This is a genomic window from Haemophilus sp. SZY H8 (assembly GCF_018829755.1).
GTDB classification, from domain to species: domain Bacteria; phylum Pseudomonadota; class Gammaproteobacteria; order Enterobacterales; family Pasteurellaceae; genus Haemophilus; species Haemophilus haemolyticus_K.
The window spans coordinates 304,514-330,131 of the sequence record NZ_JAHKJY010000001.1 but is presented as its reverse complement, the minus strand read 5'-3'; the positions used below and the strand labels follow the sequence as shown (position 1 = coordinate 330,131).

Sequence of the window (25,618 nt, the reverse complement as noted above, 5' to 3'; positions counted from 1 at the left end):
GGGAGTGATTATGCTAGTTTATTTACATATTTTTTTCGCCTTTTTAAGTTTTGCCTTGTTGGTGATTCGTGGAGCAATGCAGCTTACTGGCAAAAACTGGCGTTCGATAAAATTATTAAAAATTTTACCGCACTTATCAGATACCTTGTTGATTGTTTCTGGTGTCGTCATTTTATATCTCTTTGCTTTTGGTATTGAATGGTGGTTGATAGCTAAATTCGCATTACTGATTTTGTATATCGTGTTTGCTGCAAAATTTTTCAGTAAAAAAGTTTCTCAACCCAAAAGTATTTTCTTTTGGCTTGCTTGCGTAAGTTTTATTGGTGCGATCTTAATTGCCTATTTAAAATAAAAGATGCCATTTCGCCAGCTTCAAATTTTAATCAGAAAAACTTTGCCGCTTGTGCCTGATAACGTATTCATTATTGGTGAAAGCGGCGTTGCTTTTTCTAAAGCAACGAATTTGCTCGGACAAGAATTTGAACATATTTTATTTGATGGACGAAATGGCATTCATCTTGAAGCGCTAGCTATTGCCGCTGGAACACTGAAAATAGGCGGTACACTTTGTTTAGTGTTATCTGATTGGGAAAATTTATCTTTGCAACTTGATCAAGATAGTTTACGTTGGAATGGAAATCAGTCAACAATCGCCACGCCTAATTTTATTGATCATTTCAAACAGTGCATTGAACGCTATCATTTCCCCATTTTGAGAGAGGAAAGTGCGGTTGAATTTCCTACGGTTTTTTATTCTAACGAACTTCATAAAAATGCTACGTTAGCGCAACAACAAATTATCGAGAATATTTTACAGGCCGATCAGGATATTTATTTTCTAACCGCCAAGCGGGGAAGAGGAAAATCCGCATTATTGGGGATGCTCGCTAATCAAATTCAAGCGCCAGTTTATCTCACCGCACCGAATAAAAGTGCGGTGTATTCGGTTATTGAATTTTCAGAACGAGAGATAGAATTTATCGCCCCAGATGAACTGACTATTCGGTTACAAAATGAACCAGATTTTAGTCAATCCGCTTGGTTGCTCGTAGATGAAGCAGCGATGATCCCATTGCCGTTATTGCAAGAATATTCTCAATATTTTCAACATATTGTCTTCAGCACAACAATTCATAGCTACGAAGGAACGGGACGTGGTTTCGAATTAAAATTTAAACGAAAAATTCACCGTACTTTTCAGCATTTTGAGCTTAAACAGCCTCTACGTTGGCAAGAAAATGATCCGTTAGAACATTTTATTGATGATCTTTTGTTACTAAATGCTGAAGATGAGTTTCAGCAATTTCCTTTTCGACCTCATCTCCCTTATCAAATTCGAGAAGTGCAAAAACCTCATCATATTGCAGATTTTTATGGCTTAATGACATTGGCGCATTATCGAACGTCGCCACTTGATCTTCGCCGTTTACTTGATGGGGAAAATCAACGTTTTTATTTTGCCGAATATCAACAGAATTTGCTCGGTGCCATTTGGGCATTAGAAGAAGGAAATATGACAGATGATGAGTTGATTATTCAAATTCAACAAGGCAAACGCCGCCCGAAGGGGAATCTTGTTCCACAGGCATTATGTTTCCATGAAAATTTATCCTACGCCTGTAAATTACGATCTTTACGTATTTCTCGTATCGCGGTTCAGCCAAATTGGCAAAAACAGGGTATTGGTCAAAATCTAATGAAATTTATGGAAAATTCAGAAGTTGATTTTCTTTCGGTGAGTTTTGGCTACACCGACGAACTGGCAAAATTTTGGCAAAAGTGCGGTTTTGTTTTGGTACATTTAGGTGAGCACCAAGAAGCGAGTAGTGGTTGTTATTCAGCGATTGCCCTTAAAGGTATTTCTAAAGATGGATTGGCTTTAGTTGAGACTGCGTACAAACAATTTCAGCGTAATATCCCTTTATCTTTTCATCCGCTATCCATAAATTTTCAGCAAAATCAGCTTGATTGGCAGCTTGATGAGTTAGATTGGGTGAGCTTAAAAAACTTCGCTAATTTCCACCGCACTTTATTTTCGAGCATTCCTGTGATAAGGCGTTTATTAAAATTAGCGGGCAAAGAAAATTTTCCATTAATTTCTGCTTATTTAACAAAAAAACAACTTCCTATTAACAAGAGAAAAGGCGTAGAATGCCTACGTTTAGAAATTAAACAATATTTAGAACGAGGAACTTTATGACAGAACAAATTGAGAAACCAAAAGGCTGGTTTAAACGTGCACTTGAAAAATATGATAATTTCATTAAAGAATGGGGATTAGATCAACCTAATTGTAGCTGCGTGCCTATGTCAGCGAAAGAAAATGAAAATGGTAATTTGAAGAAAACAGAAGATAAATTTAATCAGTAAATACCTTTTTATATACGGCGAACCACCTGAAATGATTAGTTATTTTTTATATGTGCTACTTTCTTTATATATTAAAATTGATATATAATAAATTATATATCGATAATCATAGGAGATGATTCATGAAAAAATTAACTAAAATTTCAACCGCACTTTTAATCGCTGGATTAGGCTTTTCTTTTGCAGCATCTGCTAAAGTGACTGTATTTGCAGCGGCTTCAATGACAGATGCTTTACAACAAGTCGCAAAAGATTACGCAAAACAAAACCCGAAAAATGAAGTAGTGTTTTCTTTCGCTTCTTCTTCAACTTTAGCAAAACAAGTTGAAGAAGGCGCGCCAGCAGATATTTTTGTCTCTGCAAGCAATAAATGGATGAAATATCTTTCTGAAAAAGATTTAACCGTGAAAGAAACTGAAAAAGTGTTAGTGGGCAATGATTTAGTCTTAATCGCACCAGCAAAAAGTGCGGTAAATTCTGTGGATATTGCAAAAGGCGAATGGATTAATACATTAAAAGATAGTTATTTATCTGTTGGCGATCCTGCGCACGTACCAGCGGGTCAATACGCAGAAGAAGCATTAACTAAATTAAATTTATGGGATAAAGTGCAAGATCGTTTAGCGCGTGCAAAAGATGTGCGTGGTGCATTAGCTTTAGTGGAACGTGCAGAAGCACCTTACGGTATTGTATACAGCACTGATGCAAAAATTAGCCAACAAGTTAAAACGGTTGCAGTGTTCCCTGCGGATAGCCATAAACCAGTTGTTTACCCCGTTTCTATTTTGAAAGATCATGATAATACGGATGCTCGTGACTTCTTAAAATATTTAGAATCAGATGCTGCGAAGAAAGTGCTTGTAGGGTATGGTTTCTCTGCAAAATAAGATAGAATCTTAATAGTCATGAAGGGCGGATATTTCTGCCCTTTTGTTATTATAGAGCATCTTACCTCTCATTAATGTGGGATATTCTCATAAACAAGGAATTTAAAGAGAGGCTACTCAGATAAGGATTCATTTTGCTTACCCAATTTTTTTCATTTTTCAATCTGACTCCAATGGAAATATCAGCGATTAATTTAAGCCTGAGTGTCGCCGTCAGTTCTATGCTTTGGAGTTTGCCTTTAGCCATTTTTGTGGCGTGGCTTTTAGCGCGCAAAAACTTCTATGGAAAATCTCTGATTACTGGCGTGATTCATTTGCCTTTAGTGTTGCCACCTGTGGTTATCGGTTATCTACTACTTGTGGCAATGGGACGCAATGGTTTGATTGGCAAGTATTTATATCAGTGGTTTGGCTTATCTTTTGGTTTTAGTTGGAAGGGGGCGGTGCTTTCCTCTGCAGTGGTTGCCTTTCCATTGGTTGTTCGTGCGATTCGACTTTCTTTAGAAAATATTGATATTAAATTGGAGCAAGCAGCGCAAACACTTGGCGCTTCCGCTTGGCGTGTATTTTTTACAATAACCTTGCCACTTTCTTTACCTGGGGTTTTAGCTGGGCTGGTGCTTGGTTTTGCACGATCATTGGGGGAATTTGGCGCGACTATAACCTTTGTGTCGAACATTGCAGGCGAAACTCAAACGATTCCCCTTGCGATGTATTCTTTTATTCAAACACCGGGAGCAGAAGAACAAACTGCTCGGTTATGTTTATTTGCTATCATTCTTTCATTGATTTCTTTGCTATTGTCAGAGTGGTTGAGCAAGCGAATGCAGAAAAAATTAGGACAAGGAAATGTTGCAGATTAATGTGAAAAAACAGCTCGGGCAACTTGCCTTGCAAGCGAATATACAAGTGCCAGATCAAGGTGTAACCGCCATTTTCGGTTTGTCTGGTTCAGGCAAAACATCGCTGATTAATCTCGTCAGTGGCTTGATACAACCAGACGAAGGATTCATCCGTTTAAATGACCGCACTTTAGTAGATAGGGAAACCCAAGAATCATTGCCGACTCATTTGCGTAAAATTGGCTATGTGTTCCAAGATGCGCGCTTATTTCCTCACTATACTGTGAAAGGCAATTTGCGCTATGGTATGAAAAATGTCTCGCAAGATGATTTTAATTATATTGTCGATCTTCTCGGGATTACTCACTTATTAAAGCGTTATCCGCTTACGCTTTCTGGCGGAGAGAAACAACGTGTGGCAATCGGGCGGGCACTGCTGACTGATCCTGATATTTTACTGATGGATGAACCACTTTCTGCCCTTGATGTTCCCCGTAAACGCGAGCTAATGCAATATTTGGAACGTCTTTCTAAAGAAATTAATATCCCGATTTTATATGTTACACATAGCTTGGACGAACTGTTGCGTTTAGCTGATCGCGTTGTACTGATGGAAAACGGCATTGTGAAAGCCTATGACAGCGTAGAAAAAATTTGGAATAGTCCTATTTTTGCCCCTTGGAAAGGGGAAAGCGAACAGAGTAGTGTACTTGCCTTGCCCGTTCATTTGCATAATCCACCTTATAAAATGACCGCACTTTCGTTAGACGAACAAGCGCTCTGGATTCATCAAGTGCCTGCAAATGTAGGCGAGCGAGTGCGAGTTTGTATTTATAGTTCAGATGTTTCTATCACACTGAAAAAGCCAGAACAAACAAGCATTCGTAATATTTTACCTGGCCAAGTTGCACAAATTGAGATACAAGATTCTCGAGTGGATCTTGCCGTATTAGTGGAAGGGCATAAGATTTGGGCAAGTATCAGTAAATGGGCGCAAAATGAACTGCGTTTTGCTGTTGGGCAGGATGTCTATGTTCAAATTAAAGCGGTGTCGGTGATGTGAATATCACGTCTTATTGACTGTTAAATGTTATTGATAACGGTGAATAATCGATATATTCACCGTTTTTCAAATTAATACGCTCCTCGGTATTCTTGGATAACCGCACTTTTTAAAAGTGCGGTTATTTTCATACATATTTTATTTAACCTGATTAATCAAAAATTGTGTTAATAGCGAAACAGGACGGCCAGTTGCGCCTTTATTTGCGCCTTGTAGCCAAGCCGTACCTGCGATGTCTAAATGTGCCCAGCGATATTTTTTCGTGAAGTTAGACAAAAATGCACCGGCAGTAATTGCGCCACCCCAGCGCCCGCCAATGTTGGCAAGATCAGCAAAAGGCGATTTAAGTTGTTCTTGATATTCTTCGCTTAATGGTAAACGCCATGCTTTGTCTGTGGTTTCTGTTGCGGCTTGGAGTAGTGCATTGGCGAGATCGTTATCTGTAGAAACTAAGCCGCTATTGTGTTGACCAAGGGCAACTACACAAGCACCCGTCAAGGTTGCGACATCAATAACAAGCTCAGGTTCAAAACGTTCAACATAAGTAAGAGCATCACAAAGGACTAAGCGACCTTCTGCATCGGTGTTGAGCACTTCTACGGTTAAACCGTTCATGGTAGTGAGAATATCGCCTGGGCGATAAGCATTGCCATCAGGCAGATTTTCACAACCTGCTAAAACACCAATAACGTTTAATGGCAAATTCAACTCTGCAATGGCTTTCATTGTGCCGAAGACAGAGGCTGCACCACACATGTCATATTTCATTTCATCCATGTCAGCAGCAGGTTTAAGTGAAATACCGCCTGCATCAAAGGTTAATCCTTTGCCTACAAGTACAATGGGTTTGGCGTTTTTATTTGGTGCATTATTGAATGTCAAAATAGACATGTAAGCACGGTTTTCAGAGCCTTTTGAGACGGCAAGATAAGCATTCATTCCAAGTTTTGACATTTCTTCTTCATCCACGACGTTCAAAGAAAGTGCGGTAGAATTTTCTGCCAAATTTTTTGCTTGCTCAGCAAGATAAGCTGGGTTGCAGATATTGGGTGGCATATTTGCGATGTCGCGTGCGGCTTTTATACCTGAGCTAATCGCATTGGCATGAGCAATAGCCTGTTGTGCTTTCTCACAATCCGTATTAAAGATGAACGATTCTAAAACAGAGGCTTCTGCTTTTTGAGATTTGAAATGATCAAATTGATAATTGGTGTGTTCAATCGTTTCAATGGCAAAGCGGATATTCCAATAAAGATCGCGATCTTTTAATTCAATTTCAGTTAAATAAGAAACGACTTCATGTGCGTTGGTTTCTTTTAGTGTTTTTAATACAGCTTGGATGATTTGTTTATATTGGCGCTCGGAGAGTTCTCCTTTTTTGCCACAGCCAACGATTAATAGGCGTTTGGCAGCCAAACCTTGAAGATCACGAAGTAAAACAGTTTGGGCTAATTTGCCACTTAGCTCACCTGATTTCACTAAATCGTTTAAATAGCCTTGGGTTAATTGATCGATTTCATGAAAACTTTTTGAAAATTCATTGTTCTCATATATGCCTAAAACAATGCAATCACTGGCTTGAGAAAGTGCGGTGTTTTTTGCTTGATATTTCATTTGATGTCCTTAAATTTCTGTTTAATTCAGCGAAAATAAGGTATCATACGCGACCGATTTTATCCAGTTTTCCCCCGTTTTAGATTTAGAAAAACAAACGAAATAAGATGATTTTAATTCGATATTTAACGAAAGAAGTATTTAAGAGCCAAGTCGCCATTTTGTTCATTTTATTGCTGATTTTTTTCTCTCAGCAGTTAGTGCGCGTACTGGGATCTGCGGCTAATGGTAAAGTACCAGCGGATTTGGTATTTTCCTTGCTTGGGCTAGGCATGCCGGCTATGGCACAATTAATGTTGCCATTATGTTTGTTTATTGCGATTTTACTCACTTTTGGTCGTCTTTACGCTGAAAGTGAAATAACGGTGATGCGTGCTTGTGGTGTCGGGCAACGTGTTTTAGTGCGTGTGGCGTTAATGCTTTCATTGGTTACTGCGGGACTTGCTGCTTATAACGTCTTATGGCTTTCGCCTTGGTCAATTCAAAAACAAGCTGAAATTGTGGAAGATGCAAAAGCGAATCCAACAATGGGGGCGCTTGCTTCTGGTCAGTTTATAGCAACGAATAACAACAATTTTGTTTTATTTATTGATAGTATCAAGGGAAATCAAATTAATGACGTGTATTTGTTCCAAACTGCGCCAAAAGGGCAAACGAAACCATCTGTCGTAACTGCTGAAAAAGGCGAATTAAAAGCGCTGCCAAATGGCGATCAAATTCTGAATTTACAAAATACCCAACGAGTTGAAGGCACGTCTGTTTTACCAGATTTTCGCATTACGCATTTTGATGAATATCAAGCCTATTTAGGTCATCAGGAAACAGAAAATACGAATGATGAAGTCGCAGAATTAACATTGTCTCAACTTATCGGTTTAGATTCTCCTTCGGCGAAGTCTGAATTGCATTGGCGTATTACATTAATCCTAGCTGTTCCACTCATGGCGTTAATTGCTGTGCCATTAAGTCGTGTAAATCCTCGACAAGGTAGATTTGCCAAAATTTTACCCGCACTTTTACTTTATTTAATTTATTTCTTATTACAAAGTTCCTTTAAATCTGCGGGGGCAGCAGGAAAATTAGATGCTGCTATTTTTATGCCTCTTGTTAATATTGGCTTTTTGTTGCTTGGTATAGTGTTAAACGGTTGGGATAGCGCTGCCATGTATAAATTCCGCCATTTATTCAGTAGAAAAGGATAAGCAAAATGATGAATACCCTCGATCGTTATATTGGAAAAAGTATTCTTGGATCAATTTTTGCTACTTTGCTTACATTGGTTGGGCTCTCTGCCATTATCAAATTTGTGGAACAATTTCGTAGCGTAGGTAAAGGCACCTATGATATTTGGCAAGCGGTGGCTTTTACTGGCTTAACTATTCCAAAAGATATTGAAACTTTCTTTCCTATGGCAGCATTGCTTGGTGCGCTAATGGCTTTAGGTAATCTTGCGAGTCGAAGTGAACTCGTTGTGATGCAAGCCGCAGGGTTTTCTCGTTTTAAAATTGGTATGGCTGTGATGAAAACCGCATTACCGTTAGTTTTATTAACGATGGTGATTGGTGAGTGGGGGATTCCGCAAACCGAACAGTTCGCACGTGATATGCGTGCTCGAGCGCTTTCTGATGGTTCAATGCTTTCGATGAAAAATGGGGTTTGGGCAAAAGATGGTAATAATTTTGTGTTTGTTCGACGTGTTACTGATGACGCAAAATTAAACGATATTTATATTTATACTTTTGATCAGCATCGTAATTTGACGGAGTTGAAACATGCTAACCAAGCAAGTTATTCGGAAGATGAAAGTAAATGGACCTTACGTCAAGTGAACCATTCTATGATTAGCAAAGATGAAATCACGACAAGTAATCGCTTATCGGAAAAATGGGAAACAAATTTAACGCCAGATAAATTAGGTGCTGTTTCTTTACGTCCTACATCACTGTCTATTTCAGGTTTGTATAATTACATTTCATTTTTACGTGAAACAGGTCAGGATGTGAGTCGCTTTGAACTCACATTCTGGCGGAAAATTTTCCAACCTGTATCTGTTGGCGTAATGATGTTATTGGCATTATCTTTTATTTTTGGATCGCTACGTAGTGTGACTGCAGGAGCAAGAATTGTAACGGGCATCTTTTTTGGATTTTTGTTTTATGTAGTAAATGAAATTTTCGGACAAATGAGCGTTGTTTATAACATGCCTGCTGTTTTCGGTGCGCTAATGCCAAGTTTGCTATTTATTGTGATGATTTGGTGGTTGCTGAGTCGGAAGCGGGATTAATCCAGATTATTCAAATAATTGCGTGTTCAGTAATGGCACGCAATATTTTTATGTGTTGTTTTCAAATGGAAGAAGTTAAAAAATCAATGAAAATTGGCTTAGTATTAGAAGGTGGGGCGATGCGAGGCATGTACACCGCGGGTGTACTAGATACCTTCTTAGATAAAGATTTTGGGGTTGATGGTATCATTTCTGTTTCTGCAGGTGCATTGTTTGGGGTTAATTATCCTTCTCGGCAAAAAGGGCGGGCAATTCGTTACAACAAGAAATTTATATCAGATAAGCGTTATATCAGTTTTAAAAGTTTGGTGAGCACAGGCAATATCGTGAATAAAGATTTTGCTTTTTATGAAGTACCTTTCAAATATGATGTGTTTGATAATAAAACGTTTAAAGAATCAGATATCGATTTTTATGTAGCTGTAACTAACTTACAAACTGCGCAAGCAGAATATGTCAAATTAATAGATCCTTTGGCCCAAATGGAGGTGTTGCGTGCTACCTCCGCCATGCCTTATGTTTCTCGTCCTGTTGAGATAGACGGGATTCCTTATTTGGATGGCGCTATTGCGGATTCTATTCCTGTCGAACAAATGCAGAAGTTAGGATACGATAAAATCATTGTCATTCTTACCCGCACTTTAGATTATAGAAAATCTAAGCCAATGACTTGGATTGCCAAATGGTTTTATCGACGTTATCCACATTTTGCAGATGCCGTAAATCAGCGTTATGCCATGTATAATCAACAAGTTGAAAATGTGATTAAGTTAGCAGAAGAAGGCGATATTTTTGTTATTCGACCTTCTGTTGATTTGAAGATTAAGCGCATTGAAAAAGATCCCAATAAATTGCAGGCAATGTATGAGTTGGGTATAAAAGATATGCAATTACAGTGGAAAAACTTATTGGACTATTTAAATCGATAATAAAAAATGGATTAAACCTTTTACCGTTTAATCCATTTTTTATTTACTGTGGTAATGCGCCACTTCCCCAAGTTTGTACTTCTTCTGGGCGTTTTATTTGGAGCAAGAAACGTTTGTTTGGCTGCGCCTGTGGTTGAATTTCTTTTTCTGCTGGTGTGGAGAAAGAAATACCACCTTTTAGCAACTGTTGAACACTTCCTGTGTTAAATGCCGCACCTTTCCAGCCTAAGGTGAAGTCATAACCTGATGCAATCCAAAACTCTGTATTTTGTCGAACAAGATGACTATATTTCGGTATGATTGCAATATGCACTAAGACGCGATCACCAAGGCTGTTAAGCTCAAATTTTTTCACGGTACCCACTTCTACGCCTCGATAAAGAATTGGTGAACCTTCACTTAAATTCATTGCATCACGTGTTTCTAAAATAAATGGCGTACCATTACTAAATTTATTACGTTGTGGAGCTGTTTGAGCTAAATTGAATTGTGTTTTTGGTTTACCATTCCCAATTTCAATATCGATATAAGGTTGTAATAAGCTATCAAGGTTATCAATTCCACCTGCTGAAATTTGTGGTGAGATAATCGTAAAGTTAGAACCTTCTTTTGCAATCATATTCATATAATTTGGGTTTATTAACGCTTTTGCAGTGATGCGTTTAGATTTTGCATCAAGCTGAATACTGTCAATTTGCCCCACATCTAAACCCAAATAGCGCAGACTCATCCCTTTACTCAGATTGGTTGCATCATCTGCTGTTAAGGTGATGGCAAGCCCGATGGATTTTGCATAACTTTCATTCGCGTAAAGTGTTCGATTATTGCCCGAACCACTATTATCAAAGCTAATCGCACCTTTTAATGAACGAGCAAGTGGTGTCGCTTGAATGCTAATTCCTTTAGGTGTGATATCAATTTTTGCCGCACTTTCTACCCAAAATCGGCTTTTATCTGTCAACAAATGTTGATAGGCGGGATAAATATAAACCTCTACATCAAAGCTATTAGTTTTAGGTTTAATATTTAAAATTTTCCCCACTTCAAATTGACGATATAGTACGAGAGATCCTTTATCAATGCTTGGTAATGTTTGGGTGTGTAAGGTTATCGTTGGCGTAAGAATATTTCCTATAATCCCATGTTCAGCATTACTAATATTTTGATAAAGCGGATAGCTATTTTTAGCTTTTCCCAGACCTTGTTTTGTTAGTACTCGTACGCCACCTTGTAACCATTTTTCTGGTGTAGCGGACTCAAAACGCAATCCGTCTAATCCAAGGCTGATATCAAAGTTAGTTGCTGCGACAAATTGTGTGTTTTCGTGAATTAAATTACGATATTCGGATGCAATTGCTGCCTTAAATTGCACACCATTTACATCCACTTTTTGTGAAACAATTTGTCCGATTGGCATGTTGTTATAAAACACATTTTGCCCTTCACTTACACCATAATTTTCTGGTGCAGTGAGTGTTAAAACTAATGTATTAGGTGTATTGAGTAATAACTCATTTTCTTTAATGACATCAAATTGATGCTTAGTTTCACCATCTCCAGCAATGACATCAAAATATTCGCCACGAAAGAATTTTTTTGGATCTGCTAAATTACCAAGATCCGTTTTTTTATTACGAAGTACGATTTTGCTATTCGCTTTAAATAAGGAGGCTTGGTTTGGATCTATCAATAAACTGCCTTCTAAAATTTCATCGTTATTTTCAACCGCACTTATTTTAGAAAGAATCCCGATAGGATTGTCTTGAGAATAAACTTCGGTCTGTCCTGCAACGAGACCCGCAGATGCAGGGATATTTACGTTGACTTCAATCCCACGTTTTGCTGCTTTTAAATTGGTATAGAGCGTGAAATGGCTATTTTCATCTGCTTTTGGGCTGTCAGCTGGAGAGTCAAAAGAAACGGCACCTTGTACAACCGAATTTAAACTTTCTACATTTAGATTTAAGCCTGACGGGCTAATGTTAGCGTTAATGCCACTGATGTTCCAAAAACGTGAATCTTTTTTCACAAACTGTGCATAGGCTTTATCAATCACCACATCTATTTGCACTTTATTGTCTTTATTAATGCGGTAATCGTAAATTTTTCCTACAGGTAATTTTTTAAAATAGACAGATGCACCGATAGAAATTGAGCCTAAATCATCAGAAATTAAGTGAATCAATAAATCTCCAGGCGAAACTTGGGCAATTGGGCCCTGTTCTTCCGCAATAAATTCGTTTTCGTGATCGCCATCACCTGGTTGAAGAGTGATGTAATTGCCTGATACGAGAGAATCTAAACCTGAAATTCCTGCAAGTGAAACATTTGGTTGAACAAGCCAGAATTTTGTATTTTTACGCAAAATACTTGACGCTTCAGGATTGATATTGGCAACAACTTCCACTTTTTGCATGTTATCTGTGAAATTTACTTTTTTCACCACACCAATTTGCAAACCTTGGTAGCGAACTTGTGTTTTATCCGCAACGATACCAGAACCATTGGTGAAGGTAATCGTGATGCTTGTGCCACGCTCCTTAACAATTTGGAAGAATAAAATTGCCCCAATACATAATGCAATAAAGGGAAGTAACCAAAATGGAGAAATACGACGAGTTTTTCGTACTGCCGCTGTCATTTCTGTATGTTGATCTTTCATTGAAGAACTATTTTTCTCTGTCATAAATTTTCCAAATTAATCGACTATCAAATTGTGAGGTTGAAATCATGCTGCAAAATACGGCAGCGCCGAAGTAAAATGCGCCAGGACCAACGGTAAAATTAATAATTTCACCGCGTGTTACTAGAGACATCATTAAGGCTAATACAAATAAATCGAGCATAGACCAGCGCCCAACGAAATGCACAATATGCAATAAACGTATTTGCCATTTAATAGAGTGTCGCCATTTAAAATGAACACAACTTAGTAAATAAAGTAAAATTGCAGCTTTACTGATTGGGACAAAAATACTCGCAAAGAATACCACGAAAGCAACAAAATAACTGCCCATGTTCACAAAAGAAATTACACCAGATATTAATGTATCTTCAGAGAGAGAGCCTGTTAAATAAATGCCTGATATGGGTAATAAATTTGCAGGGAAAAGCATAATAATCCCAGCAATTAAACTTGCCCAAGTGCGTTGTAACTTAATATTATCTGAAATATGAACAGGCGATAAACAGCGCGGACATCGTGGGTTGTTCTTTTTATCGTAATGAATCCCATTTTTTGAAAATGTATAGTTACAAGCATCACATAATTCAATGTTGTTGGCATCATAAGCTGGTTCATTTTCTGGATAAAACTCTTTCCACAATGCTTTAAGGTTTAATTTGATAAAAAGTAAGGTTGTCAAAAGTGCGGTGAAAATAAAGGGAATTAAATAAACATTAATTTCCAGTGTTGCATATTCACGTACTTTGAACATCGTTACGCCTAGTGCGACTAAATATACATCAAACATAACCCAAGGTTTTATATAACCTAAAAAAAGCAAAACACTACGTGGTTTAATATGCAAAATTTTTGCAATCCAGAGCATGATGACTAAAATTGCAAAGGTAATAGGCATGACAACGGCACAGATAAACACCATAAAGGCAGTGTATTCATAGCCTGCCACTGACATTTTCCAAATACCTTCCCAAATAGATGCGTCAATTTTGACACCTAATAGATGAAGACTTAATAAGGGATAACTCAAGGCAAATGGTATCAAAATAAGGATCGATAAAGCAACCATAGCGCAACGATGAACAGACCAACGCCCACCTGTCGCTAAATGATGATGGCAACGTGGACATTCAGCTTGTTCATCTTTATTTAATATTAAAGGTGTTTCTACGCTAGCATCACATTCTTCGCATTTTATAATTTGAAATGATTTTTGTGTGAGGTTTGATTCTTGCACGAAAGATTATCTTTTATTCGGTTGTTAAAAACGGCCCATTTTAGCCTTGTTTAAGTATATATGGGAAGTGATCTTGGCTATTTTTGTGCGAAATTTATTCACAATGTTTTGATTCATTGTAAATTTTGTAAAAAGTGCGATAAACTAAGTCGGTTTATATTTACCCTAGGATAACTAACATGACTGATTCTCAATCTGGCGTTCAGACCACTGATGCGCAAGTAAATTCACAAAAATTAACCAATACAAAAGATATTATTGCGTATTTGGCTGAAAAATTCCCTCTTTGCTTTATTTTAGAAGGCGAAGCAAAACCATTAAAAATTGGTCTGTTCCAAGATTTAGCGGAAGCATTACAAGATGATGAGCGTGTAAGCAAAACTCAGTTGCGTCAGGCTCTTCGTCAATACACATCAAATTGGCGTTATTTACATGGCTGTCGCGAAGGTGCTGTGCGCGTAGATTTACAAGGTAATCCAGCCGGAGTATTAGAAGCGGAACATGTAATCCATGCAGCTCAACAGCTTGCAGATGCTAAAGCGCGTGTTGCTGAAAAACGTAAAGCAGAGGCTGCAGCGAAAAAAGCACAACAAAAACAACGCCCGCGTAAACCTGCAAATAAAAATGCTAAACATTTCAATAAGCCGTCACTAAGTGCGGTTGATTTTTCACAAATTTCTGTTGGTTCGGTGGTGAAAGTGAAAGCTGGCGATCATGCGAAAAAAGCAACAGTAGTGGAAGTGCTAAAAGATTCAGCACGTGTTGAGCTTGAAAACGGTTTGGTTATGAGCGTAGCTGCAGATCGTTTATTTGCGTAATGATTTAATTCTACTCGGGAAAGGTTATGAGATCTAATATTTCAAAAAATGTGATTACTAGCGCATTGTTATCGGCATTGTTAATCGGCTCTGTGCCTGCTTTTGCTGTGCAGCCTAAATTAAAACTGAGCGATATTACTATTCCAACAGCAAGCGAAGAGAATCAGTTGGCGACTAAGCGTGCAACGACTCGATTGACCCAATCGCATTATCGAAAGATCTCATTGGATGATGCTTTTTCTGAGAAGATTTTTGATCGTTATATCAAAAATATTGATTTTAGCCATAACACCTTTTTGCAATCTGATGTAGATGAACTTCGTCAAAAATATGGCTCTAAGTTGGATGATCAGTTAAATCAAGGTGATCTTTCTGCTGCTTTTGATATTTATAATGTAATGATGAAGCGTCGTTATGAACGTTATGCTTATGCGTTGTCTTTATTAGATAAAGAGCCTAATTTGAATGGTCAGGATCAAATTGAAATTGATCGTGAAAAAGCAGCATTTCCGAAAACCGAAGAGGAAGCTAACAAACTTTGGGAAGAAAGAGTAAAAAATGACATTATCAATCTTAAATTAAAAGATAAAAAATGGTCAGAAATTAAGTCAAAACTCACTAAACGTTATAATTTGGCAATTCGCCGCTTAACTCAAACGAAGGCAGATGACATTCTTCAAACTTATTTAAATGCATTTGCTCGCGAAATTGATCCGCATACAAGCTATCTTGCACCAAGAACAGCGAAAAGTTTTAACGAAAGCATGAATCTTTCTCTTGAGGGGATTGGGGCAACTTTACAATCAGAAGATGATGAAACAAGCATCAAGTCGCTTGTTCCTGGCGCACCAGCTGAAAAAAGCAAAAAATTACATCCTGGAGATAAAATTATTGGTGTGGGGCAAGCAACAGGCGAGATTGAAGATATCGTTGGCTGGCGTTTAGAAGATATTGTTGAGAAAATTAAGGGTAAAAAAGGCACAAAAGTGCGGTTGGAAATTGAACCGTCTAAAGGTGGAAAATCCCGTATTATTACTTTAGTACGTGATAAAGTTCGTATTGAAGATCAAGCTGCAAAATTAACCATGAATAAAATTGATGGTAAAAATATTGCAGTGATTAAAATTCCAGGTTTTTATATCGGTTTAACAAGTGATGTAAAAAAATTACTCACTAATATAGAAAATCAGAAGGCGGATGCTTTAATTGTTGATTTGCGTGAGAACGGTGGTGGCGCATTAACAGAGGCTGTTGCATTAAGTGGTCTGTTTATTACAGATGGGCCTGTAGTTCAAGTAAGAGATGCTTATCAGCGTATTCGGGTACATGAAGATGATGATTCTGCACAGCAATATAAAGGCCCTTTATTGGTGATGATTAATCGTTATAGTGCATCAGCATCTGAGATTTTTGCTGCCGCAATGCAAGATTACAATCGTGGTATTATTATTGGTCAAAATACTTTTGGTAAAGGTACAGTTCAGCAAAGTCGCTCATTAAATTTTACCTATGATTTAGATCAAACACCATTAGGTTTATTACAGTATACGATTCAAAAGTTCTATCGTATTAATGGTGGTTCAACTCAGTTAAAAGGCGTTGCTGCAGATATTAATTTCCCTGAAATTATCGATGCGAAAGAGTACGGCGAAGATAAAGAAGATAATGCATTGCCATGGGATAAAATTCCATCTGCAATTTATACTGAGGTTGGTAATGCCCGCAAAGATGTTGATATATTAAATAAAAAACATCTTGAGCGTATTGCTAAAGATCCTGAGTTTATCGCATTGAATGAAGATTTAAAAATCCGTAATGAGCGCCGTGATCGCAAATTCTTATCGTTGAATTATCAAACGCGTAAAGCTGAAAATGACAAAGACGATGCAAGACGTTTAAAAGATATTAATGAGCGTTTTAAACGCGAAGGCAAAAAAGCATTAAATGATATTGATGATTTACCGAAAGATTATGAAGCGCCAGATTTCTTCTTAAAAGAGGCGGAAAAAATGGCTGCAGATTTTGTTATGTTGAATTCAACTGGGCAAGATGTTGGCAAAGAAACTCAGAAACCAACAGAAACAGTAGAAGAGAAAAAATAAAATTATTTTAACCGCACTTTATCTTAGAACTTAAATAAAGTGCGGTTGTTTTAGGGAATGTTTAAGGAATGGCTATGTTTAAAAGCACTGCAAAGCTCTCAGTATTTGCTTTGTCATTGTCAATGATGACTTCAGGATGCGCTTTAGCAGATTTTGTAAAAAATGGACAATCGGCGCAACTTCATGGCGTTGATGTTTCGCATTTATCTCCAGAAGAAAAACAAAAGCTTGAAGAGGAAATTAAATTAGATCAAGCCCGCTTAGCACAGGAAAAGCAAGCTATTTTAGAAATGTCGCTAACCCATGAAATAGGTGAGCATGCTTTACAGTTTAAGCCTTTGTTAGCTCGTTTATATGCAGAACGTAAATATGCACCATTATGGAAAGATAATGCTGCGGCTCGCCAATTATTACAGGATTATGCAGCGATGGTGGCTAGCGGTATTTCTAAACGTTCAGCAAAATCCTTAGAGTCCTTTGAGTTGATCGAACAACAAGGCGGATTAGCTTATGATGTGTTATTGAGCGATATATTGCTAGATTATCTGTATTATACTCAAAATGTAGGTGTGCAAGCTCAACGTTGGCTCTATTCATCTAACGCTTATCAAGTTCAACAACCTGCAGATGAGCATATTCAACGTTGGTTAAGAGCGGTAGAAAATGGTCAACTTTTAGGTTTCGTACAAGGTTTATCAGGCGATAATCACTTATACCATCAAACTGTTAAAGCATTATCATCAATGGTATCTGCATCAGGACTATCAGAAGTTGGCAAAAAACTTGCTATTAATGCGCAACGTTTACGGGTAATTCCTGATTTTCATAATGGTATTTTCGTGAATATTCCAAGTTATAAATTGCAGTATTATCGCGATGGTAATTTAACTTTGGAATCTCGTGTTATTGTTGGTAAGGATGAACGCCGTACACCTGTGATGTATAGTAAATTAAGTAGTGTTGTTGTTAATCCACCTTGGAATGCGCCTACTCGCTTAATTAATGAAGATTTATTGCCAAAAATGAAAGCGGATCCAAGTTATATTGCCGCTCATAATTATTCTATTTTGGATAGTGCTGGCAATGTGATTGATCCTTATTCGATAAATTGGGCATCTATTGGTAATAAATTCCCTTATCGAGTTCGACAAGCCGCTGGTGATAGTGCACTGGGTAATTATAAATTTAATATGCCAAGCTCGGATGCCATTTATTTACATGACACGCCAAATCATGGGCTATTTAGCCGTAAAGATCGTGCATTAAGTTCTGGTTGTGTGCGTGTTGAAAAATCTGATCAACTTGCTAGTATTTTATTGAAAGAAGCGGGGTGGTCTGATGAACGTAAAAAGAATGTTTTAGAGAGTAAAAAAACAGTTTCTGCCCCAATTCGTTCGGAAAATCCAGTATTTATATACTATGTGACATCTTGGGTTGAGAATGGAAAAATTCAGGCATTGCCAGATATTTATAAATATGATGGATTGATGAATTTCAGTGGAATTAATTGGAATGTCGTTAAAAAATATCTCTAATAATCCATCAAAAAATAAAAAGGAGAGATGATGAACAAGGTTGATAAACAGAAACGTAAATGGCTGTCGCTCGGTGGCATTGTTTTAGGCGCATCAGTTTTGCCGAATTCTGTATTAGCAATGGTTTCAACACCTAAGCCTCGTATTTTGACGTTCCGTAACATTAATACGGGAGAGCAATTAAGTGGAGAATTTTCTGCTCAAAAAGGTTTCGCAAGTACTACATTAAAAAAATTAGACCATTTTATGCGCGATAAACGAACAAACCAAGTTTGTAAAATGGATCCAAATCTGTTCCACAAGTTTTATAACATTCAAAGTAATTTAGGGTTACGTAATGCTGAAATTGAAGTAATTTGTGGGTATCGTTCTGCTGCAACTAATGCAATGCGTCATCGTCAAAGTAGCGGAGTAGCAAGTAATAGTTATCATATTAAAGGTAAGGCCATTGATTTTCGTATTGCAGGTGTGCCTTTGGCTAAAGTAAAAGCTACTGCAGAAAATCTGAGTAATGGTGGGGTAGGATATTATCCGACAAGTAATTTTATTCATGTGGATACAGGCCCTGTTAGAACCTGGAAAGGGGTATAAAATAAATTTAAAATTGACCGCACTTTTGTGCGGTTTTTCATTGGAAAATACTATGCTATTTGACAGTCATCTTCATTTGGATCAACTCTCTGATGAGAATATTCAGAAAACACTTGGTGATCCAAAGATTACAGGTATGCTTGCGGTAAGTACGAATTTAAAAAGTGCTAAAAAACTATTGAATTTAAAACAGGCTTATCCCGAGAAACTTTATATTGCAGCTGGTTTTCATCCTGAGCAGCTATTGCTGAATTTAGAAGAGCAAGAAGAATTATTTCAATGGATTGATGAACATCATTCATCGATTTCTGCGATTGGCGAGGTGGGGTTGCCACATTATTCTAAACGTGAAAATCCAAATTTGGATTACGCACCTTACATTGAATTACTGGAACGATTTATTCTGATAGCGAAAAAATGGGATTTACCGCTAAATTTGCATATTGTGCATAATGATGTGGATATTGCCCTTGAATTATTACAGAAACATAATATCCAACGAGCTCATTTTCATTGGTTTAAGACAGATGAAAAATCTTTTCAGAAATTTTTATCTACACCATATTTTGCGAGCCTCACACCTGATATTTTATGGAATCCTAAAACGCAATATGTTGCTCAACATTTGTTGTTAAACCGTTTAATGATTGAAACGGATAGTCCCTGGCCACACGAAGGATTTGAAAGTGCGGTCATTTCTGAGCAATTATCTGCAGTAGTAAAGAAAGTGGCTGAATTAAAATCTTTGCCGTTAGATTATGTTCAAGAGCAAATGCTTTTGAACACTCAACAATTTTATCGATTATAAGGGGCAAACATGAATATCGAAATTATCCCAGTCACTGCATTTCAACAAAACTGTTCTTTGATTTGGGATGACGAGAAAAATGCAGCAATTATTGACCCAGGTGGCGAAGCCGAACGCCTAATTCAACGTATTGAAGAACTGGATTTAAATCTCAAAGTGATTTTGCTTACCCATGGTCATTTAGATCATGTTGGCGCAGCGATGCAATTAAAACAACATTTCGGTGTTGAAATTTGGGGTTCTCATGAAGAAGATAAATTTTTATTTGAGAGTTTGCCAGAACAAGCCCAACGCTTTGATTTACCAAATATTGAAGCCTTTTTACCTGATCGTTGGTTTAATCAAGAAGGGGAAATCTTAAAATTAGATGGCTTTAATTTCGAGATTTTACATTTACCAGGGCATACTCCAGGGCATATTGGTTTTATTGAACATGAGAAAAAAGTGGCATTTACAGGCGATGTATTATTTCAAGGTGGAATTGGTCGTACTGATTTCCCTCGTGGTGATTATGAAACATTGATTTCTTCAATTCGAACAAAACTATTACCGTTGAATGACGATCTTATTATTATTGCTGGGCATGGGCCTTATACAACCATTGGCCGAGAAAAACAGACAAGCCCATTTTTAAATCGTTAAAAGTGCGGTGAATTTTTTATGGTATTTTGAACTAATTGCCAGAGGGGGAGTCTTAAGCATGCCTCTGGCAAATTTTATAATAGGAGTTTATATGAAATCTTTAAAATCTCTTTTAAGTGTTACCGCACTTACCCTTGCTATTTCAGGTTCTGCATTAGCAAATGAAAATCCATTGGCTACATTAAAAGATGTGGCGAAAGATAATGTTAAAACAACCGTTTCAGAAAATGTGAAATCAGTAAAAGATTCTGCGTCAGCTGCGAAAGGAAATGTTTTAGAAAAAGTTTCTTCAACAAAAGAAAAAGCGACTGAAGGCGTTTCTTCTGTGAAAGAAAAAATGGCTGCAGCTAAAGAAAAAGTTGATTCAGTAAAAGATAAAGCAAAATCATTAAAAGATTCTTCATCAGAAGATAGTCACAAAGCTTTAAAACACAAAGCTGCGGAGAAAGTGAAAGAAACGAAAGAAAAAGCCGCAGAAAAAATGAATAGTTCAAAAGATCAAGTTAAGTCTATTGCTGATTCAGCTAAGATCGATATTAACAAAGCGGATGCTAAAACATTACAACAACTTTCTGGTATCGGTGAGAAAAAAGCACAAGCAATCATCGACTATCGTAATAAGGTTGGCAAAATTAAAGATATGGCAGAATTGTCAAAAATTGATGGTTTAGGTTCAACCACCATTGAAAAAATAGCACCATTCTTAAGTTTTTAAGCAGATATTAATAGACTAAATTATAAAAGGCGGATTTTCCGCCTTTTTCGTTATATGAGCATTTTATAGAAATCTACTAGACTAAATATTTGAATTGGCTAATAAATCTATAACAATTTCGATTTTGGGGATTATTTCTAATGAAATCCTATGTATAATGAAAAAAAAGAAGTGAGACATCACTGATAATTAAGAGGTAATTATGCAACAAAACAAGGCATTTGATGATTGGTTAGCTAGCACAGCATTAGGCGGTGCAAATCAATCTTATATAGAAGAACTTTATGAAAGCTATTTGAGTGATCCGCAGTCGGTGGAGGAAAGCTGGCGAGCCACTTTTGATTCTTTACCAAAAATAACCGCACTTGAACAGCCCCATACACCAGTACGAGATTATTTTCGTCGCTTAGCACGAGAAAATCATAATGAAGCGGTGACAGTGATAGATCCTGCTGCTGGCGCAAAATTGGTGAAAGTTCTACAATTTATCAATGCCTATCGTTTTCGTGGCCATTTAGAGGCTAATCTCGATCCCCTCAATTATTATCGTTGGAAAGTCTCTTCCGTCCCTGAATTAGATTATCGTCATCACGGTTTTACTGAACAAGATCTCAACGAAACCTTCAATATTAATCATTACGTTTACAAACGCGATACCATTAAGTTTGGTGAGTTAGCTCAAATGTTGAAAGAGACATATTGTGGCTCAATTGGCTTAGAGTTTATGCATGTGCAAGATATGGCACAGAAAACTTGGCTTCAGAGCAAAATGGAAAGTGTGTTAGATAAACCGCTTTTTACATCTGAAGAACGTGTTAATTTTCTTCGTGAACTTACCGCCGCAGATGGTTTAGAGCGCTATCTAGGGGCAAAATTCCCAGGGGCGAAACGCTTTTCTTTAGAAGGAAGTGATGCGTTTATTCCATTGATGAAAGAAATTATCCGTCATGCTAGTCGCCAAGGCGTAAATGATGTGGTAATGGGAATGGCACACCGTGGGCGTCTGAATATGCTCGTGAATGTATTAGGTAAAAAGCCTGAGGATTTATTTGATGAATTTGCGGGTAAACATTCGAGTGAACGTACAGGGGATGTGAAATATCATCAAGGTTTTTCCTCTGATTTCGCAGTGGATGATAAGCGAGTTCACTTAACTTTGGCATTTAATCCATCTCATTTGGAAATTGTAAGCCCAGTAGTGGTGGGCTCTGTGCGTTCAAGACAGACTCGTATTAATGATACAACGCGTAGCCAAGTTTTAGCGATTACAGTACATGGCGATTCCGCCGTGGCAGGGCAGGGCGTTGTTCAAGAAACATTGAATATGTCAAATGCCCGTGGTTACAGTGTGGGCGGTACCATTCGTATCGTGATTAATAACCAAATTGGTTTTACGACATCTAACCCGAATGACACGCGTTCTACAGAGTATTGCACCGATATTGCGAAAATGATTCAAGCGCCGATTATTCACGTTAATGGTGATGATCCTGAAGCGGTTGCTTTTGCTGCGCGTATGGCGGTGGAATATCGTAATTTATTCAAACGAGATATTTTTATTGATTTGATTTCTTATCGTCGTCATGGTCATAACGAAGCTGATGAGCCATTAGCTACTCAGCCAATGATGTATAGCATCATCAAAAAACATCCTACACCTCGTAAAGTTTATGCAGATCGCTTAGTTTCAGAAGGCGTGATGACTGAAGAACAAGTCACCGAGATGGCGAATGATTATCGCGATGCGCTAGATAATGGTGATCGAGTCGTATCAGAATGGCGAGAAATGGATACGGCAAAAATGGATTGGTTGCAATATCTCAACTATGATTGGACTGCGCCGTATGAAAGCAAATTTTCACAGGAACGTTTTTTAACGCTTGCTAAACGTGTATGTGAATATCCAGAAAGTTTACGAGCCCATCCTCGTGTAGAAAAAATTTATAATGATCGTAAAGCAATGTATCAAGGCGAGAAATTGCTCGACTGGGGTATGGCTGAAACCATGGCTTATGCAACCTTACTTGACGAAGGTGTTAATGTCCGTTTATCAGGTGAAGATGCAGGGCGCGGAACCTTTTTCCATCGTCATGCCGTGGTGCATAATCAAAATGATGGTACGGGGTATGTGCCATTGACACATCTGCATGCTAACCAAGGTCGTTTTGAAGTATGGGATTCTGTACTTTCAGAAGAGTCCGTACTTGCTTTTGAATATGGCTATGCAACAACTGATCCAAAAACTTTAACCATTTGGGAAGCGCAATTTGGCGATTTTGCTAATGGTGCACAAATTGTTATCGACCAATTTATTAGCTCTGGCGAACAAAAATGGGGCAGAATGTGTGGTTTAGTTATGTTATTGCCTCATGGCTATGAGGGACAAGGTCCAGAACATTCTTCCGCCCGCCTTGAACGTTATTTGCAACTTTGTGCTGAACAAAATATGCAGGTCTGTGTGCCATCAACGCCAGCACAGGTGTATCACATGTTGCGTCGTCAATCGTTGCGTAAGATGCGTCGTCCATTGATTGCGATTTCTCCAAAATCTTTGTTACGCCATCCATTGGCTGTATCCAGTTTAGATGAGTTGATTAATGGGGCTTTCCAAACGGTAATTGGAGAAATTGACGAGCTTGCTCCTAAAGATGTAAAACGTGTGGTAATGTGTTCAGGTAAAGTTTATTACGATTTACTTGAACAACGTCGTGCTAATAATCAAAAAGATGTGGCGATTATTCGCATCGAGCAACTTTATCCATTCCCGCATGAGGATGTGAAGAAAGCGCTTGAGCCTTATGCGCACGTGACTGATTATGTATGGTGTCAAGAAGAACCACTTAACCAAGGGGCTTGGTATTGCAGCAAACATAATTTTGAATCAGCAATTCCAGAATCCGTTAAACTCAAATATGCAGGGCGTCCAGCTTCGGCTTCACCTGCTGTGGGTTATATGTCGCTTCACACTAAACAGCAAAAACAATTAGTGGAAGATGCGCTAACCCTATAAAGTGCGGTTGAAAATTAAGATATTTTTATAAATTTACAGGTGTACTTGTTACATCCTGGATAAAAAGTAAAAGAGTAATTTAGTGCAATAAGTTGCACTTTAAGAGATAAGGAAAAATAAAATGACCATTGAAATTCTTGTTCCAGACCTACCTGAATCAGTTGCGGATGCAACCGTTGCTACTTGGCATAAAAAAGTAGGTGATACCGTTAAACGAGATGAAGTTATTGTAGAAATTGAAACGGATAAAGTCGTGCTAGAAGTACCCGCACTTTCTGATGGCGTACTGGCAGAAGTTGTTCAAGCTGAGGGCGAAACTGTGGTGAGTAAACAGCTGCTAGGAAAAATTTCTACGGCTCAAGAAGGGGATGTCAGTTCCACGACGTTAAAAGCAACGAATGAACCTACACCATCTGATCGTCAACATGCAGCGATTGAAAATAGTCATAATCATAATGCGGATCAAGGCCCTGCGATTCGCCGTTTATTGGCAGAACATGATTTACAAGCCGATCAAATTCAAGGTTCGGGTGTTGGCGGTCGTTTAACACGTGAAGATATTGAACGTGAAATCGCAAAACGACAAGCACTGCAAGCGAAACAAGAAGTTGCCACTGAGCAAAATACAATTAGTACGGTAGCTTATAGTGCACGTTCTGAAAAACGTGTGCCAATGACCCGTTTGCGTAAACGTATTGCTGAACGTTTACTGGAAGCCAAAAATAGTACAGCAATGCTTACTACTTTCAATGAAGTGGATATGCAGCCGATAATGACTTTGCGTAAAACCTACGGAGAAAAATTTGAAAAACAACATGGTGTGCGTTTAGGATTTATGTCTTTCTATATTAAAGCGGTTGTGGAAGCATTAAAACGTTATCCTGAAGTTAATGCTTCCATTGATGGTGATGATGTTGTTTACCATAACTATTTTGATATCAGTATTGCGGTTTCCACTCCACGTGGATTAGTTACACCAGTGCTTCGTGATTGCGATAAGCTCAGTATGGCTGATATTGAAAAACAAATTAAAGCATTAGCTGAAAAAGGTCGTGATGGAAAATTGACAGTAGAAGATCTTACTGGGGGTAATTTTACTATCACAAATGGCGGTGTATTTGGTTCTCTTATGTCCACTCCAATTATCAATCCACCACAAAGTGCGATTTTAGGAATGCATGCAATTAAAGAACGCCCGATTGCGCTTAATGGTCAAGTTGTGATTCGTCCGATGATGTACCTTGCTTTATCTTACGATCATCGCTTAATTGATGGCCGTGAATCTGTTGGTTTCTTGGTAACGATTAAAGAATTATTGGAAGACCCAACAAGATTATTATTGGAAATTTAGTTTTTATAAAAACGTTAAATACAGATATGCGTTATACTTTATTTAAATTCAACTTTGGTTGTATGAAATTTTGGTGTGACGCATATTTTTTGCGTTTTTATGATAGAATGCCTATCCAAAAATATTTATTTTCTTAA

At 37.8% G+C, this 25,618-nt stretch carries 21 protein-coding genes; 18 read left to right on the top strand and 3 right to left on the bottom strand.

The genetic code is table 11. The features are described from left to right. The first annotated feature begins 10 nt into the window (after window positions 1-10). The 6 genes from KKW16_RS01600 (at window position 11) to modC (ending at window position 5,162) form a co-directional block, all read left to right on the top strand. Entirely contained in the window at window positions 11-352 is a 342-nt protein-coding gene (locus KKW16_RS01600) for a SirB2 family protein (RefSeq protein ID WP_065264634.1), read from the top strand. A gap of 3 nt (window positions 353-355) precedes the next feature. After that, window positions 356-2,200, top strand: coding sequence for a tRNA(Met) cytidine acetyltransferase TmcA (locus KKW16_RS01595; protein WP_065264635.1), 1,845 nt, complete (start codon window positions 356-358; stop codon window positions 2,198-2,200). Next, window positions 2,197-2,370, top strand: coding sequence for a DUF5363 family protein (locus tag KKW16_RS01590; RefSeq protein ID WP_164994204.1), 174 nt, complete (start codon window positions 2,197-2,199; stop codon window positions 2,368-2,370). The genes KKW16_RS01595 and KKW16_RS01590 overlap by 4 nt, the downstream gene beginning before the upstream one ends. 122 nt (window positions 2,371-2,492) lie before the next feature. Next, window positions 2,493-3,257 (top strand): molybdate ABC transporter substrate-binding protein, encoded by a 765-nt coding sequence (gene modA, locus KKW16_RS01585; RefSeq protein ID WP_065264636.1) that lies wholly within the window; start codon window positions 2,493-2,495, stop codon window positions 3,255-3,257. Window positions 3,258-3,391: 134 nt separating this feature from the next. Then, window positions 3,392-4,120, top strand: a complete 729-nt coding sequence (modB, locus tag KKW16_RS01580) for a molybdate ABC transporter permease subunit (protein ID WP_164994203.1) — start codon at window positions 3,392-3,394, stop codon at window positions 4,118-4,120. Next, complete coding sequence (modC, locus tag KKW16_RS01575; RefSeq protein WP_106013355.1) at window positions 4,107-5,162, top strand: molybdenum ABC transporter ATP-binding protein ModC; 1,056 nt, start codon at window positions 4,107-4,109, stop codon at window positions 5,160-5,162. Before modB ends, modC begins: the two co-directional genes overlap by 14 nt. Window positions 5,163-5,300: 138 nt before the next feature. Here the strand turns inward: modC and KKW16_RS01570 are convergent, their stop codons facing one another. After that, complete coding sequence (locus tag KKW16_RS01570; RefSeq protein ID WP_106013354.1) at window positions 5,301-6,776, bottom strand: leucyl aminopeptidase; 1,476 nt, start codon at window positions 6,774-6,776, stop codon at window positions 5,301-5,303. Window positions 6,777-6,883: 107 nt separating this feature from the next. On the opposite strand from KKW16_RS01570, the gene lptF reads away from it, so the two are divergent. The 3 genes from lptF (at window position 6,884) to KKW16_RS01555 (ending at window position 9,989) form a co-directional block, all read left to right on the top strand. Next, a complete protein-coding gene (lptF, locus tag KKW16_RS01565) occupies window positions 6,884-7,978 on the top strand; it encodes an LPS export ABC transporter permease LptF (RefSeq protein ID WP_106013353.1) in 1,095 nt (364 codons plus the stop codon). 5 nt (window positions 7,979-7,983) lie between these two features. Beyond that, complete coding sequence (lptG, locus tag KKW16_RS01560) at window positions 7,984-9,060, top strand: LPS export ABC transporter permease LptG (RefSeq protein ID WP_106013352.1); 1,077 nt, start codon at window positions 7,984-7,986, stop codon at window positions 9,058-9,060. An 86-nt stretch (window positions 9,061-9,146) separates the two neighbouring features. After that, window positions 9,147-9,989: a patatin-like phospholipase family protein gene (locus tag KKW16_RS01555; RefSeq protein WP_111407453.1), complete on the top strand. Its 843-nt coding sequence runs from the start codon at window positions 9,147-9,149 to the stop codon at window positions 9,987-9,989. A 43-nt stretch (window positions 9,990-10,032) separates the two neighbouring features. Here the strand turns inward: KKW16_RS01555 and KKW16_RS01550 are convergent, their stop codons facing one another. Together KKW16_RS01550 and KKW16_RS01545 are read right to left on the bottom strand one after the other, a co-directional pair. Next, entirely contained in the window at window positions 10,033-12,675 is a 2,643-nt protein-coding gene (locus tag KKW16_RS01550) for a PqiB family protein (protein WP_065264642.1), read from the bottom strand. Next, on the bottom strand, window positions 12,659-13,909 hold the full coding sequence (locus KKW16_RS01545) for a PqiA/YebS family transporter subunit (RefSeq protein WP_215767846.1): 1,251 nt from the start codon (window positions 13,907-13,909) through the stop codon (window positions 12,659-12,661). The genes KKW16_RS01550 and KKW16_RS01545 overlap by 17 nt, the downstream gene beginning before the upstream one ends. Window positions 13,910-14,088: 179 nt before the next feature. On the opposite strand from KKW16_RS01545, the gene proQ reads away from it, so the two are divergent. The 9 genes from proQ to odhB all read left to right on the top strand — a co-directional run bounded on the left by proQ (window position 14,089) and on the right by odhB (window position 25,481). Beyond that, the gene (gene proQ / locus KKW16_RS01540) at window positions 14,089-14,727 is read left to right on the top strand and encodes an RNA chaperone ProQ (RefSeq protein ID WP_215767845.1); all 639 of its coding nucleotides are present in this window, start codon (window positions 14,089-14,091) and stop codon (window positions 14,725-14,727) included. A gap of 26 nt (window positions 14,728-14,753) precedes the next feature. Beyond that, window positions 14,754-16,829, top strand: a complete 2,076-nt coding sequence (gene prc / locus KKW16_RS01535; RefSeq protein WP_215767844.1) for a carboxy terminal-processing peptidase — start codon at window positions 14,754-14,756, stop codon at window positions 16,827-16,829. Between the two features lie 74 nt (window positions 16,830-16,903). Beyond that, complete coding sequence (locus KKW16_RS01530; RefSeq protein WP_502793450.1) at window positions 16,904-18,364, top strand: L,D-transpeptidase family protein; 1,461 nt, start codon at window positions 16,904-16,906, stop codon at window positions 18,362-18,364. 30 nt (window positions 18,365-18,394) lie between these two features. Next, window positions 18,395-18,955, top strand: a complete 561-nt coding sequence (mepK, locus tag KKW16_RS01525) for a peptidoglycan L,D-endopeptidase MepK (RefSeq protein ID WP_215767906.1) — start codon at window positions 18,395-18,397, stop codon at window positions 18,953-18,955. 52 nt (window positions 18,956-19,007) lie between these two features. Then, window positions 19,008-19,763, top strand: coding sequence for a TatD family hydrolase (locus KKW16_RS01520; protein WP_215767842.1), 756 nt, complete (start codon window positions 19,008-19,010; stop codon window positions 19,761-19,763). A 9-nt stretch (window positions 19,764-19,772) separates the two neighbouring features. Beyond that, window positions 19,773-20,405: an MBL fold metallo-hydrolase gene (locus KKW16_RS01515; RefSeq protein WP_215767841.1), complete on the top strand. Its 633-nt coding sequence runs from the start codon at window positions 19,773-19,775 to the stop codon at window positions 20,403-20,405. A gap of 91 nt (window positions 20,406-20,496) precedes the next feature. After that, window positions 20,497-21,120 carry a ComEA family DNA-binding protein gene (locus KKW16_RS01510; RefSeq protein WP_215767840.1) on the top strand — a complete coding sequence of 208 codons (624 nt, stop codon included), beginning with the start codon at window positions 20,497-20,499 and terminating at the stop codon, window positions 21,118-21,120. 202 nt (window positions 21,121-21,322) lie between these two features. Then, window positions 21,323-24,130, top strand: a complete 2,808-nt coding sequence (sucA, locus tag KKW16_RS01505) for a 2-oxoglutarate dehydrogenase E1 component (RefSeq protein ID WP_215767839.1) — start codon at window positions 21,323-21,325, stop codon at window positions 24,128-24,130. 121 nt (window positions 24,131-24,251) lie between these two features. Beyond that, the gene (odhB, locus tag KKW16_RS01500) at window positions 24,252-25,481 is read left to right on the top strand and encodes a 2-oxoglutarate dehydrogenase complex dihydrolipoyllysine-residue succinyltransferase (protein ID WP_215767838.1); all 1,230 of its coding nucleotides are present in this window, start codon (window positions 24,252-24,254) and stop codon (window positions 25,479-25,481) included. The last annotated feature ends 137 nt before the right edge of the window (window positions 25,482-25,618 follow it).